The sequence below is a fragment of the Rhodococcus sp. NPDC060084 genome (assembly GCF_042730335.1).
In the GTDB taxonomy this organism is placed as follows: domain Bacteria; phylum Actinomycetota; class Actinomycetes; order Mycobacteriales; family Mycobacteriaceae; genus Rhodococcus.
Genome location: NZ_JBHWWX010000038.1, coordinates 15,588 through 29,303 on the forward strand (window position 1 = coordinate 15,588; position 13,716 = coordinate 29,303).

General features: G+C 68.8%; 9 protein-coding genes. 4 read left to right on the forward strand and 5 right to left on the reverse strand.

Features of this window, described 5'->3' with window-relative positions; translation table 11 throughout:
• Positions 1-13: 13 nt before the first annotated feature.
• The 4 genes from ACFWBU_RS17235 to ACFWBU_RS17250 form a co-directional block, all read right to left on the reverse strand.
• Complete coding sequence (locus ACFWBU_RS17235; RefSeq protein ID WP_169619735.1) at positions 14-772, reverse strand: ABC transporter ATP-binding protein; 759 nt, start codon at positions 770-772, stop codon at positions 14-16.
• Positions 769-1,827: an iron chelate uptake ABC transporter family permease subunit gene (locus tag ACFWBU_RS17240; RefSeq protein WP_378528812.1), complete on the reverse strand. Its 1,059-nt coding sequence runs from the start codon at positions 1,825-1,827 to the stop codon at positions 769-771. The genes ACFWBU_RS17235 and ACFWBU_RS17240 overlap by 4 nt, the downstream gene beginning before the upstream one ends.
• A complete protein-coding gene (locus ACFWBU_RS17245) occupies positions 1,820-2,800 on the reverse strand; it encodes an ABC transporter permease (RefSeq protein WP_169619734.1) in 981 nt (326 codons plus the stop codon). The genes ACFWBU_RS17240 and ACFWBU_RS17245 overlap by 8 nt, the downstream gene beginning before the upstream one ends.
• A 76-nt stretch (positions 2,801-2,876) precedes the next feature.
• A complete protein-coding gene (locus tag ACFWBU_RS17250; RefSeq protein WP_169619733.1) occupies positions 2,877-3,869 on the reverse strand; it encodes a siderophore ABC transporter substrate-binding protein in 993 nt (330 codons plus the stop codon).
• A gap of 168 nt (positions 3,870-4,037) precedes the next feature.
• On the opposite strand from ACFWBU_RS17250, the gene ACFWBU_RS17255 reads away from it, so the two are divergent.
• Together ACFWBU_RS17255 and ACFWBU_RS17260 are read left to right on the forward strand one after the other, a co-directional pair.
• The gene (locus tag ACFWBU_RS17255) at positions 4,038-7,379 is read left to right on the forward strand and encodes an ATP-dependent helicase (RefSeq protein ID WP_378528813.1); all 3,342 of its coding nucleotides are present in this window, start codon (positions 4,038-4,040) and stop codon (positions 7,377-7,379) included.
• On the forward strand, positions 7,376-10,774 hold the full coding sequence (locus tag ACFWBU_RS17260; protein WP_378528814.1) for an ATP-dependent helicase: 3,399 nt from the start codon (positions 7,376-7,378) through the stop codon (positions 10,772-10,774). Before ACFWBU_RS17255 ends, ACFWBU_RS17260 begins: the two co-directional genes overlap by 4 nt.
• Here ACFWBU_RS17260 and ACFWBU_RS17265 read toward each other — a convergent pair.
• On the reverse strand, positions 10,771-11,523 hold the full coding sequence (locus ACFWBU_RS17265; protein ID WP_169651708.1) for a MerR family transcriptional regulator: 753 nt from the start codon (positions 11,521-11,523) through the stop codon (positions 10,771-10,773). The two genes, ACFWBU_RS17260 and ACFWBU_RS17265, sit on opposite strands and share 4 nt — an antisense overlap.
• 113 nt (positions 11,524-11,636) lie before the next feature.
• Here ACFWBU_RS17265 and ACFWBU_RS17270 point away from each other — a divergent pair, with 113 nt between their 5' ends.
• On the forward strand, positions 11,637-12,854 hold the full coding sequence (locus ACFWBU_RS17270) for an erythromycin esterase family protein (RefSeq protein ID WP_378528815.1): 1,218 nt from the start codon (positions 11,637-11,639) through the stop codon (positions 12,852-12,854).
• A gap of 180 nt (positions 12,855-13,034) precedes the next feature.
• Complete coding sequence (locus ACFWBU_RS17275) at positions 13,035-13,715, forward strand: alpha/beta fold hydrolase (RefSeq protein WP_346765050.1); 681 nt, start codon at positions 13,035-13,037, stop codon at positions 13,713-13,715.
• The last annotated feature ends 1 nt before the right edge of the window (position 13,716 follow it).

Genomic DNA, 13,716 nt, shown 5'->3' on the forward strand with positions numbered 1-13,716 from the left:
CTATCGCAGCCGGCTACCGGTAGTAGACGGCCAGCGGGCCGTTGGGGCCGTCCACGCAGGTCACCGGGGTGTCGAACACGCGGGTGAGCGTGTCGTCGACCACGATCTCCTGCGGGGTCCCGAACTCGACGACGCGCCCGTTCTTCACCGCGCAGATCCGGTCCGCGTAGTGCGCGGCAAAGTTGATGTCGTGCAGGACGATGACCACCGTCCTCCCGAGTTCGTCGGCGGCACGGCGCAGGTGCTGCATCATCAGGACCGAATGCCGCATGTCGAGATTGTTGAGCGGCTCGTCGAGAAGGACGTAGTCGGTGTCCTGGCACAGCACCATCGCGACATAGGCGCGCTGGCGCTGCCCGCCGGAGAGCTGATCGAGATAGCGGTTCTCGAGCGGGCCGAGGTCGAAGAACTCGATCGCGCGGCTGATGATCTCCTGATCCTGCCGGGTGATACGGCCCTTCGAATGCGGGAACCGGCCGAAGCCCACGAGCTGACGCACCGTCAGCCGGGTGACGAAGTGGTTCTCCTGACGCAGGATCGAGACGATCTTCGCGAGGTCTTTCGACGGGGTGCGCGCGATGTCGTATCCGGCGATCTCGATCGAACCGGAATCGGCACCGAGCAGCCGGCCGATGATCGTCAGCAGCGTCGACTTGCCGGCTCCGTTGGGCCCGACCAGCGCGGTGATACCGCCCGCCGGAATCTGGAGATCGACGGGGCCGATCGACACCCCGTCACCATAGTCCTTGCGGACGCCCTTGAGCTCGATCACAGTCTGCCCTTTCGGAGGAGGACGTAGAGGAACACCGAACCGCCGACGGCTTCGATGATGATCGACACCGCGCCCTCGGCGTAGAAGATGTTCTTGAGAACGAAGTAGGCCCCCGTGAGGATGACGAACCCGGTCAGCACCGCGACGGGAAACACGTATCGGTGGTCGTAGGTGTTCGCGAACTGGTACGCGAGGGTGGCCACGAGAAAGCCCAGGAACGTCATGGGTCCGATGAGGGCGGTGGAGACGGCCATCAGGACCGACACGAGGAACAGCACGATCATGATCTCGCGGCGGTGATTCAGGCCGAGGTTGGTGGTGATGTCGCGTCCCAGCGCCACCAGGTTGAGTTTCCGTGCACGCCACCACAGTGCGGCGGCAGCGGCTAGGCACAGGGGAATCGCGACGGGGAGGTAGGAGGCGTCCGCGTTGGACACGGACCCGAACAACCGCGCGGTGAGGATGTCGAATTCGCTCGGGGTGAGCAGTCGCTGCATGAAGGTCGAGACGGAGCCGAGCCCACCGCCGAGGATGATCCCGACGAGCAGCATCACCTGCAGGTTGCCGTACTTACCCGACAGCAACCACCCGTAGAGCACGAGCGAGAAGAAGACCATCAGCGCGATCTGCAGGAGGAACTGCGGAGTTCCTTGCAGTGCAACGACTCCGACGGCACCCAGAAAGTACACCGCGGCGGTGGAGATCGCGACGTACAGTGCCTCGAATCCCATGATCGACGGTGTGATGATCCGGTTGTTCGTCGCCGTCTGGAACGCGACGGTGGCGGTGGCCTGGCACACCACGACGATTGCGATGACGACAAGGCTGGTCGCCCGCATCTCCGTGATCCGCCAGAATCCGGAACTCCCGAACGGCATCGGGTTGTTCCACACCAGCGTTCCTACTGCGAAGAAGCACGCGAGCAGCGACAGGCCGGCGAGCAGAATCCAGTAGCGCCGGCGCGCCTTCGGGTTCGGAAAGACGTCCGATGTGGGAAGTTCCGCCGGCGGTGCCGCGACCGCCGGTTCCGCGCTGACGGGCATGGTTTCAGGCATGACGACGGCTCCGCAGCAGTAGAGCGATGAACACGACGGCGCCGACCACGCCGAGGATGAGCGAGACGGGGACCTCGAACGGGGCGATGATCGTCCGCCCGATGAGGTCGCACACCGTCACGATCGCGATGCCCAGCAAGCAGACCCAGGGCAGATTGCTGCGCAGGTCGTCGCCGCGGAACATGGAGACGATGTTCGGGACGATGAGGCCGATGAACGGCAGATTTCCCACGACGACGGTCACGACGCCGGTGGCCACAGCGATGAGGCCGGTGCCCAGGAAGATGATCCGGGTGTAGTTGAGCCCGACGTTCGTCGCCACGTCTTCGCCCAGGCCGGCCACCGTGAGGCGGTCCGCGACCAGGAACACCGCGACCGCAACCGCGGCGACGATCCAGAGCACCTCGTACTGTCCCCGCAGGACGGAGGTGAAGCTTCCGGCGAACCACACGCCCAAGCTCTGGAGCATGTCGGTGGCCAGGGCGAGGTACGTCGTGATCGAGCCGACGACGGCGCCGAGCATGATGCCGACGATCGGCACGATGAGGGACGAGGACAGCGAGACGCGGCGGAGGAACAGGAAGAAGATCATCGTGCCGACGAAGGCGGCGGCGATCGCCCCGATCATCCGCGGTACGAGTCCGGATCCGGGCAGGAGGATCATCATCAGGATGAGGCCGAGGCCCGCCCACTCCGTCGTGCCGGCGGTGGTCGGCTCGACGAACCGGTTCTGGGTGAGCAACTGCATCACCAGCCCCGACATCGCCATTGCCGCGCCCGCCAGAACCAGCGCGATCGTCCGGGGGATGCGGGTGATCTCGAACATCTCCCAGCCCTGTTCGCCGCCGAAGATGTCGTACACCCCGGTGAACAGCGACATGGTCAGCAGGACACAGACTCCGAGGATTCCCAGGAGGAGTTTCCAGTCGAACAACCGGCCCTTGCGGGTCGGGGAAACCGTCGTTGTGCTCATCGATGCTGCTGTCTTCCGTGAGGCATTCATGCCTGGGCCCGCGGGACGAACCCGCGGGCGCCAGGAGTGACGAAGATCAGGACTTCTGCTGCTCGAGCAGGTCCGCGAGGGAGTTGAAGAACTCCGTGTACGTCTGGATGCTCTCGTTGGTGTAGGTATCGGTCGGCAGGAAGATCACCTTGCCGTCCTTGACGGCGGTGACGGACTTCAGCGCTTCGGTGTTCTCGATGATGTTCGCCGCGGGGACGAATCCCTCGCCGCCACCGTTGGCGGTTCCCGCGTCACGGTCCATCACGATGATCAGGTCGGGGTTGGAGGCTGCGACGGCCTCGACCGAGATGTCGTCGCCCTGGTGGTTGTCCGAGCTCTCGGGCACCTCGAGCGACGGGGTGAAACCGAAGATGTCGAACATGGGGCCGATCGTGCGGCCGGTGCTCGGCGCGACGTAGCCGATTTCGCCGCCGGAGGTGATCAAGCCCATCACGGACGTGTCGGGGGAGTAGGCGGCTTTCACGCGCGCGATCGAGGCGTCGAACGCGTCGTTGAGGGCCTGGGCTTCGGCCTGCTTGCCGAAGATCTCGCCGAGAACGGTGGTGCCGCGCTTGAGCTCGGCGTCGAACGGCTGGTCGTCGCGCGGAGTGACCTCGACGATGGCGGCGTCGGGCGCGAGGCGCTCGAAGTCCCCGCGGAACTGCGCGAACCGGCCGCCGTTGATGATGAGGTCGGGCTCGGCCGCGACAACCGCCTCGAGGTTCGGCTCGCGGTGGGTGCCGAGGTCGACGACGTCGCTGTCCTGCTTGTACCCGATCGTGCTCGGCATCAGGCTCACGGCGCCGGCCGACAGGTCCACGCCCCACGAGTCGAGCGTCTCGAACGTGCTGTTGTCCGTCGCCACCACGGACTTCGGCGGAGTCGTCACGGTCTGCTCGCCGAAGTTGTCCTCGATCGCGACCGTCTGGGCTGCCGCGGTGGTGTCGGCGTCGTCGGTCGTGGAAGTGGAGCACCCGGCCAGGGCGATGACGGCCAGGGCGCCGATTGCGGCGCGCCGGTAGTTACGGATGGCGTTCATAGCTGTGATCCTCGTTCTGCGTCGACAGTCGGCGGCGTGGTGCCGCAGCCGAGGCAGAGCTTAACCTAGCCTTACCTACCCGTTGCTTCCGGGCGTTAACGATTCTTCGGGCAGGGAGACGGCAGATGCCACCGGCCGGTTGTCGGGGGGTTCTGGTGGGATGTCGATATGCCCGACCTCGACCTCCGTGCGCCCGACCGCTCGCGACGACCTGCCGCGCGACTGGTCCGGCGACCGGATGTCGCACCAGCCGCCAGGACGTGGCCCGACGATGTGCGGGCAGTGTTCGCCGACGCACCGCCCGCCCCGCGATGGCGCCCCTGGCAGGTGCTCGGCGGGCCCGGTACCGGCAAAACGTCGCTGCTGGTCGACGTGGTGGCACACCGCATCTCCTCCGGGGTCGACCCCGAGTCCGTCCTCGTACTCACCCACTCCCGTCGCGCCGCGACAGCGCTGCGCGAGGCGATCACCGCCGGGCTGCTGGGTGCCGGTGCACGCGCCACCCGGGAACCGCTGGTCCGCACCGTCCACTCGTACGCGTTCGCGGTATTGCGCTTACAGGCAACTGCGCACGGCAACCCGCCGCCGCGACTGATCACCGGCGCCGAACAGGACGCGGTCCTACGCGAACTGCTCCGTGGCGACATCGACGACGGTGCCACCGGGTGGCCCGAGCGACTCCGCCCCGCCCTCGGCATGACCGGATTCGCCGTCGAACTCCGCGATCTGATGCTGCGTGCCAGCGAGCGCGGGCTCGGTCCCGAAGACCTCGTCGCACTGGGCGAGCGGCGTGATCGCCCCGAGTGGGTCGCGGCCGGGCGATTCGCGCAGCGGTACGAGCAGGTCATGCTGCTGCGCGGCGCCGTCGGTCTCGAAGCACCCGAAGCGACCGCGCCCGCGCTCGACGCGGCAGAACTCGTCGGGGCGGCGCTTGCCGCGTTCGCGACCGACCCGGACCTGCTCGCGTCCGAGCGCAACCGGGTTCGTCACCTTCTCGTCGACGATGCGCAGCACCTCGACCCGCAGGCGGCTCACCTGGTGCGGGTGATCGGCACCGGTACCCGGACGAGCACCGTCGCGGGCGACCCCGACCAGAGCGTGTTCGGTTTCCGTGGCGCCGATCCCACCTTTCTCGAACGGTTGGCCGACGACGACCCGTCTCGCCGCATCGTGCTCGGTACCAATTACCGGGCCGCGCCCGCGGTAGCGGCGGTGTCCCACCGCATCGCGCGCAGAGTGCCCGGGCTGCCTCCGCATCGCGGCGCCGCCTCGCCCGATGGCACCTCGCCCGATGGCATCTCACCCGAGGCCGCAACCGAACCCGGCACGGTGCGGGTGGTGGTGCAGTCGTCGCAGGCGAAGGAAGCCGCGCTCGTCGCCGACACCCTGCGCCGCGCCCACCTCGTCGACGGAGTGCCCTGGTCCCGCATGGCGATCGTCGTCCGATCGGTGCCGCGAGTCCTCGCACCGCTGCGACGCGCGCTGCTCGCCGCCGGCGTCCCCATGACCACCGCGGCCTCCGAACTCCCTCTCGCCCGGCAGCACAGCGTGGCAGGTCTGCTGCTCGTGCTGCGGGCAGTGTCCGGTCGCCGGTTCGGCGGCGAGGAGGCGCTGGCGCTGCTGTCGGGTCCGGTCGGCGGTGCCGAACCCGTCGCCCTGCGTCGTCTGCGGCGAGGTCTGCGCCGCGTCGAATTGGCGTCCGGGCGCGACCGCGACTCTGCGGAACTGCTGCGTCTGCTGCTCACCGACGGCGACGGCGGTGACAAGGGCGGCGAGACCGCCCACCTCGTCCGCGGCCTGACCGAGGTGGAGTCCGCGCCGCTGCGAAAGGTTCTCGGCGTGCTGCGCAAAGCCCGCTCCGCGGCCCTGCGGGGCGGCGGACTCGAGGACGTGCTGTGGGAGGCCTGGCAAGCCACCGGTCTCGAACGACGCTGGGCCGCCGCGTCGGCCCGCGGCGGACCGGTCGGCGCGCAGGCCGACCGCGACCTCGACGCTGTCGTGGCATTGTTCGACGCCGCCGCCGACTACGTCGACCGCCTACCCCGCGCGCAGATCGCAGGATTCGTGGATTACCTGACCGAGCAGGAGATTCCCGGCACCGTGCGCACGCGGTTGGTCGCCGAGACCGAAGCGGTGACGGTGGTCAGCGCGCATTCCGCCGCCGGGCGCGAATGGGATGTCGTCGTGGTCGCCGGTGTGCAGGAAGGCTTGTGGCCGAGTCTGCGGGCGCGGGGCACGCTGCTCGGCATCGAATCGCTCATCGATGCGGTGTCGGGTGCCGACGGAGGCGAGCATGCGTCGGTGCGGTTGTCGCGCATGGCACCACTGCTCGCCGACGAGCGCAGGCTGTTCCTCGTCGCCTGCAGCCGAGCCCGCACACACCTGGTGGTCACCGCGGTCGATTCGGTGAGCGGCGATACCGAACTCGTACGTTCGCGGTTCGTCGACGAACTGCTCGGCGGCGACGATTCCGATGCGGTGCCCGACCCCGAGTTGCCCGAAGAGGTGCGCATCCGGGTGCTCGCGTTGCCCGCGCTCGTCGCCGAACTGCGCAGCGTGGTGTGCGATCCGCTGGTTGCCGAACACGAACCGGAGCGGCAGCGCACGGCGGCCGCGCAACTGGCCCGGCTCGCCCGCGCGGGCGTGCGCGGTGCCCACCCCGACGAGTGGTACGGCACTTCCGATCCCAGTACCGCGGCGCCGTTGTGGGATCCCGACGACGACGCGGTGCGGTTGTCGCCGTCCACCGTCGAACAACTCGTCACCTGCCCGCTGCGATGGATGTTCGAGCGGCACGGAGGTGCCGACGGCGAGAACAGTCACGCCGTCACCGGCACGCTCGTCCACACGCTCGTGCAGGCCCTCGCCGGCCGTATCCCGCCCGAGCGCATCGATCAGGCTCTCGAAAAGGCGTGGGATTCAGTCGATTTGGGGTCCGAGTGGTATGCGAAACGTGAACTCGAGCGCACCCGCCGCATGCTCGACACGTTCTCGACCTGGCTGCAGGGCACGCGCAACGACCTCACCGAGATCGGCGTCGAGGTCAGTGTCGACGGAATACTCGAACCCCCCTCCGACGACCTGCCGCGCGTGCGGCTGAAAGGCCGCATCGACCGGCTCGAACGCGACCCCGATGGGCGGCCCGTCGTCGTCGACGTCAAGACCGCGAAGAATCCCGTGTCCAAGGACGCCGCGCGCGACCACGCACAGCTCGCCGCGTACCAGGTGGCGGCTGCTGCCGGAGCGATCGAAGGGGAACCGGCGTCGTCGCCGGGTGGTGCCCGGCTGGTGTTCGTGGCCAAACCTCACAACAAGGAAGGCGCGACCCAGCGTTTACAGCCGCCCCTCGACGAAGAGGGCCTCGCCCACTGGCGCGAGGTGATCCACGAGGCGGCCGCGGCGACGCAGGGACCGCAGTTCCTCGCGCAGGTCAACGACGGCTGCCGGCATTGCCCGGTGCTCTCCAGTTGCCCTGCCCACGACGAAGGAAGGCAGGTGACGGACGGATGACCACCCCCGCAGTGAGTGCCGCCCGGCTGGCCGAGGCGCTCGGACAACATCCACCGACCGACGAGCAGGCCGCCGTCATCGAAGCGCCCATGGGGCCCGTGCTCGTCGTGGCGGGTGCCGGAGCAGGCAAGACGGAGACGATGGCCGCACGGGTGGTGTGGCTCGTCGCCAACGGGCTTGTCGAACCGGAACAGGTGCTGGGCCTCACCTTCACGCGCAAGGCCGCCCAACAGCTCACCGCCCGCATCCGAACCCGTCTCGCGAAACTCGCAGGCTCGGCCCTGATCCGGGATCTGGACCCGGAGGGAGGCCTGCGCGCCCGCATCCTCGCCGGTGAGCCCGAGGTGGGTACCTACCACGCGTACGCCGGCCGGTTGCTCGGCGAGCACGGCTTGCTGCTGCCGATCGAACCGACGGCAACGCTCCTGTCGGAAACGGAATTGTGGCAGGTCGCCCACCGGGTCGTCAGTGCGTGGGACGGCGAACTCGATACCGACCGCAGCCCGGCGTCGGTGACGGAGGCGGTGCTCGCGCTGTCCGGCCAGCTCGCCGAACATCTCGTCGAGCCGGAAGACCTTCGCGAGGCGCACACCGAACTCGACAAGCTGATCCATACGCTGCCGGCAGGGCCGGGCCAGCGCGGCGGACCGTCGAAAACGCTTCTCGGATACCTGGAGACACAGCACGACCGGTTGCAGTTGCTCCCGCTCGTCCAGCGACTGTCCGACACCCTCCGCAGGGAAGGCGCCCTGGACTTCGGCAGTCAGATGTCGCTCGCCGCGCGGGTCGCCCGCGATCATTACGAAGTGGGCGCCGGGGAACGCGAACGGTTCCGGGCCGTGCTGCTCGACGAATACCAGGACACCGGTCACTCGCAGCGCGTGCTGCTCGGATCGCTGTTCGGAGGTGCTCAGGACCCGAATCTCGCGGTCACCGCCGTGGGCGACCCGATGCAGTCGATCTACGGCTGGCGCGGCGCCTCGGCGGCGAACCTCCCGCGATTCGCCACCGACTTCGCGTTGCCGGGCGGGCGTCCCGCGCCCACCCTCGAACTGCTGACCAGCTGGCGCAATCCTCCCGAAGCCCTGGACCTCGCGAACGTCTCGTCCGAACCCCTGCGCGATCGTGGCGTGGCGGTCAGCCGCCTGCGGCCCCGGCCCGACGCCGTGCCCGGCGACGTGCGGTTGGCGCTGCACACCGACATCGACGCCGAGCGCAACTGGGTCGCCGACCGCATCGCCGCGGAGTACGCAGCCGCGCGCGAGGCCGGAAAACCACCGCCGAGTGCGGCGGTGCTGGTGCGGCGCAACGCCGACGCCGCCCCGATCGCCGAAGCCCTGCGTGCCCGCGACCTGCCGGTGGAGGTCGTCGGCATCGGGGGCTTGTTGCACACGCCCGAGGTCGCCGACCTGCTCGCCATGTTGCGGCTCGCGGCCGACCCGCTGGCCGGCAGTGCGGCCGTGCGTGTGCTGACCGGTGCCCGGTGGCAGATCGGCGCGGCCGATCTGAAGGCACTGTGGCGACGCGCCCAGACACTCGCCATCGCCGGTCGCTACGGAGTGGCCGGTGCCGTCACCGACCCCGATGCGCTCGACGAGGCACTCGATTCCTCGCTGCCCGGCGAATACGCCGACCAGGCGGGCCTGGCAGACGCCATCTCCGATCCGGGTGATCCGGGCCAGTACTCGGAATTCGGGTTCGCGCGCATCACCGCGCTGGCCCGCGAACTCGCCTCGCTGCGTGAGCGTCTCGGCCAGCCGCTCACCGAACTCGTTGCCGAGGTCGAACGGGTCCTCGGAATCGGTATCGAAGCGGAAGCGCGAGTCGGTGGTCGCGGCGGTATCGCCGGCCGTGAGCACCTCGACGCGTTCGCCGATGTGGTGGCGTCGTATGCGGCGCGCACACACGCGACCCTCGGTGGACTGCTCGGCTACCTCGCGGCCGCGGAGGAGATCGAAAAGGGGCTCGCGCCGGGTGAGGTCGAAGTCGACCCCGAACGGGTGCAGATACTCACCGTCCATTCGGCGAAGGGGCTCGAATGGGAGGTCGTGGCGGTTCCGCACGTCACCGCGGGCGTCTTTCCGTCCTCGTCTGCCGCCGCGACGTGGCTGGGGTCCGTCACCGAATTGCCCCCGCAGCTGCGTGGCGACCGCGCGATGCCGGGCGACGATCCGGGGTCGAGCACCGACGGGGTGCCGGTGCTCGAACTCGACGACATCTTCGATCGCAAGATGCTCGAGAACGCCATCGACCGCCACAAGGGTGCCCTCAAGAGTCGCAAGCTCGACGAGGATCGCCGGTTGTTCTATGTCGCGCTCACGCGCACCGAGCGTGCCCTGTTCGTGTCGGGTCACCACTGGGGCGATACGGGGGCCGAACCGAAGGGCCCGTCCGAGTTCCTCGAGGAGATGCACGAATTGGTCTCGGCGCGAAGCGAACTGGGGACGATCGAGGTGTGGGAGCCGGCACCGGAACCCGGTGCTCGCAACCCCATGACGGAGTCACCCCGCAGTGCCACCTGGCCTCGCGACCCGCTCGGTTCGCGTCGTGCCGACGTCCAGCGGGGAGCTGCGCTCGTGCTCTCGGCACTCGACGCCGGCGAACCGAATCCGCCCGGCAGCAGCGAGGACGATCCGGACGACTGGGCAGCCGACGTCGATGCGTTGCTCGCCGAACGGGAACAGCGGTTCGAACGGGCCGCCGAGGTGATGCTCCCGGCCCAGCTGTCGGTCAGCCAACTGGTCGACCTCGCGACCGACCCGGAGGCGCTGGCAGCACGTCTGCGTCGTCCGCTGCCGTTCCGGCCGAACCCACTGGCGCGCCGGGGTACCGCCTTCCACGCGTGGCTCGAACGCCGTTTCGGCGCAACGCGTCTGCTCGACCTCGACGAACTTCCCGGCGCCGACGACGAAGGCGGCGACGAATCCCACTTCGAGCGGCTGCAGGAGGCGTTCCTGCGGTCGCCGTGGGCTGCCCGCAACCCGGTCGAGGTGGAAGTCCCGTTCGAGACGTCGCTGGGCGGCACCGTCATCCGTGGTCGCATCGATGCGGTGTTCGAGGATCCCGACGGAGGCTGGACGGTCATCGACTGGAAGACCGGTGCCGAGCCCGACGCGGACGCACTGGCGTCGGTCGGTCTGCAGCTGGCCGCATATCGGCTGGCGTGGGCGCAGCTCATGGCGGCCCGCATCACACGCATCACCGGGCGACCGGCCGAGCCTCCATTGAACAAGGTGCGTGCGGCATTCCATTACGTCCGTACGGGCCGCACCGTCGCACCCGGAGATCTCCCCGGCGCGGCCGCGATGGAACAGCTCGTGCGGGGTGCCGGGGACGACTCTGCCCGGGACGATTCTGCCGGGGATGCCGGACAGCCGGGGGAGCCCGCCTCCTAGCCGGTGTGGGGCGGCGGCGCGCTGTCGGAAGGTGCAGCAGCGCCGGAGGAGGCCGCGGCGTGGTCGAGGAGGGACAGGTACGCGTCGAGTGTCCCCGCGCCGGCAAGGAGGTCCCGGCTGCGCACAGCCAGCCGCGCCTGCCAGGAGCCGAGGAACCGGCTCAGTGCGTCCGCACCGCCCGCGTCGCGCAGCGATGCGAGGAACCGGGCGACCTGGCGCAGCGGGTAGCCGCCCCGGCGCAACTGTCGTGCGATCTCGGCGTCGTGCACGGACTCGGCACCGAACATGCGGTAACCGGTCGCGCGATCACGTTCGGGCCGGAGGATTCCCTGGGACTCCCACGCCCGCAGCGTCGCCGCGTGAACTCCGAGCCTTCGTGCCAGTTCGCCCACCGTGAGGGGCCGGCCCGGGACGGAAGCAGGTGCCGTCGCGGTGAGACCACCGAGAACCGTCGCGACCTCTGTTCGGGTGTCGCGTTCGGCGAGCACCTCGACGTGTGTCGCGTCGATCAGCCGGTAGGCGGACTCGGTGTCGTGCCGATTGACCGCACGCATGATGTCCGTCGCTCGCCGGTGCCCGTGTCCGCGCCGCAACGTGAGGAAGGTCCGCAGAGCCTGCGCGTGAAGAGGGGTGTAATACCGGTAGCCGGCCTCGGTGCGCCCGGTCGGCGGGAAGATGCCCGCATCGTCGTAATTGCGGATCGCCTGTGCGGACAACCCGTGTTCGCGGGCGAGGTCGACGGGCCGCATCGTATTTCCTTTGTTTGAGGCTTGGATCTCCCTGTCGTGGGCCGATAGGAGACAACCTTCACCCGATTCTTCAACGATAGCTTCGAAGGCAGGTTTTCCCGGAAGGAGAATTCATGTCTACGACCACGTCGCCGACCGAGATCTGCCGGCAATTGGACACGCCCGGAGATCTGGGAAGCGCGTTCGACGAGTTGCTTGCCACGCGGCAGGAACCCCCGAGCCTGCTCGCCCTCGGCGAGCCGACCCACGGAATCGCTGCATTCCCGTTGCTGCGCAACGAACTTCTCTGTCACCTCGTCGAACGCGGATACCGCTCGATCGTGCTGGAGACCGATGTCCTCGCCGCTTCTGTCGTCGACAACTATGTCGGGGGCGGGGCAACGGAGATCGACGATGTCCTCGAGCGCGGTTTCAGTCATGGTTTCGGCCGCGTCCCCGGCAACCGCGAACTCGTCGAATGGCTCCGCGGTTACAACACCGGTCGTCCCGCGCGGGATCGGGTGCGCTTCTACGGATTCGACGCCCCGGTGGAATTCTCCGGCGCACCCAGTCCACGACACGCACTGTCCGTCGTTCTGGAGTACCTACCCGCTGCGCTGCATCCGGACTCGGCCGGGGACATCGACGGACTGCTCGGCGACGACACGGCCTGGACGAACCCGGACGCGATGCGCGACCCGGCCGCGTCCATCGGGGACTCCGAGCGTGCTCGCGCCCTGCGCCTGGTCGCGGACGACCTCGTCAGCGTGCTGCGCCGTGCAGCGCCCGTCCTCGCTCCCGCCGATCCGGTGGCGTACGACGATGCCCTCGCGTACGCGCACACCGCGCGAGGTCTGCTTCGCTACCACGCGGCCATGGCCCACACCGCATCGGACCGCATCGCCACCCTGCTCGGCCTGCGCGCCGCCATGATGGCCGAGAACCTTCTCGCGATCGTGTCCAAGGAGAAGGGCCGTGGGCCGAGCCTGGTGTTTGCGCACAACGCCCACCTCCAGCAGATGCAGTCGTCTATGCCGGACGGCGACGAGGGAGCGATATGGCCAAGTGCCGGTGCGCTCGTCGGCTTTGCTCTCGGAGAGCGCTACATGTTCGTTGCCGCGGACGCCGGGCCGCACCCCCGTCCAGGCACCCTTCAGGGCACACTCGCCGAGGCGACCGCACGGCGCGCCATGTTCCCTGCGAAGCCCTTGCACGCTGCCCTTCCGCGCTCGCTCGGCACGGGCGAACCCATTGTCCGAGGACATATTCCGCTGAGTCCGGCCGACGTGGAGCGCGCCGACGCGATCGTCTTCGTTGCCGACACCGACGGGCACCAGCACCAGTACTGGTAACGCGCCACATCGATGACGCGCAGACCAGAGGCACATCCGCGGGCTGCATCAGGTGGACACGAGGCTCAGGCCCGTGAAAACCCGCCGGCCTGTGAAAACCCGCCGGCCTGTGAAACCCGCTGTGCGGGGCCCCCGCGCGCCGTTACGCTCGTAGGCACCGTTCGACGGAAAGGGGCGGCCGTGTCGACCTTTGTGCTGTTGCCGGGAGCAGGGTCGGACTCCTGGTACTGGCACCGGGTGGTGCCGATGCTCGAGGGACGCGGGCACGACGCGCTCGCCGTCGATCTCCCGTACGCCGACGACAACGAGAACCAGGACTCGTACGCAGACTTCGTGGTTGCGGCGCTCGGCGATGCTCCCGGACCCCTCGTGGTGGTGGCCCAATCGATGTCGGCGTTCACCGCCGTTCGTATCGCAGAGCGGTGTGCTGTGGACGAACTCGTGCTGGTGGCACCGATGATCCCTGCGCCCGGCGAATCACCGGCGCAGTGGTGGGGCGACGTCGGGCACGAGGATGCTCAGCGGGAGCAGGCCGTCGCGGACGGACGGGACCCCGATGCACCGCTCGACATACGGGAGTTGTTCTTCCACGACATCCCGGACGCCGTCACCGAGGAAGCGTTCGCCCACGAGGAGACGCGCTTGTCGGACGCGGCGTTCGAACCCGCCTGGGATGCCGAGCGCTGGCCCGACGTTCCGGTGCGGGTTGTCGCAGGCCGGCGCGACCGGTTGTTCCCGCTCCCGTTCCTGACGGCACTGTCCCGTGCGCGCGTCGGTGTCGAGCCGGTGGTCGTCGACTCGGGACACCTTGTGGCACTTGCGCGCCCGTCCGAACTCGTCGACATTCTCCTCGGTGCGTAGA

Excerpts from the sequence above, each read along its gene's own strand:
- ACFWBU_RS17240 (WP_378528812.1), bottom strand. The coding sequence starts at position 1,827 with ATGCCTGAAACCATGCCCGTCAGCGCGGAACCGGCGGTCGCGGCACCG.
- ACFWBU_RS17245 (WP_169619734.1), bottom strand. The coding sequence starts at position 2,800 with ATGAGCACAACGACGGTTTCCCCGACCCGCAAGGGCCGGTTGTTCGAC.
- ACFWBU_RS17250 (WP_169619733.1), bottom strand. The coding sequence starts at position 3,869 with ATGAACGCCATCCGTAACTACCGGCGCGCCGCAATCGGCGCCCTGGCC.
- ACFWBU_RS17255 (WP_378528813.1), top strand. The coding sequence starts at position 4,038 with ATGCCCGACCTCGACCTCCGTGCGCCCGACCGCTCGCGACGACCTGCC.
- ACFWBU_RS17260 (WP_378528814.1), top strand. The coding sequence starts at position 7,376 with ATGACCACCCCCGCAGTGAGTGCCGCCCGGCTGGCCGAGGCGCTCGGA.
- ACFWBU_RS17265 (WP_169651708.1), bottom strand. The coding sequence starts at position 11,523 with ATGCGGCCCGTCGACCTCGCCCGCGAACACGGGTTGTCCGCACAGGCG.
- ACFWBU_RS17270 (WP_378528815.1), top strand. The coding sequence starts at position 11,637 with ATGTCTACGACCACGTCGCCGACCGAGATCTGCCGGCAATTGGACACG.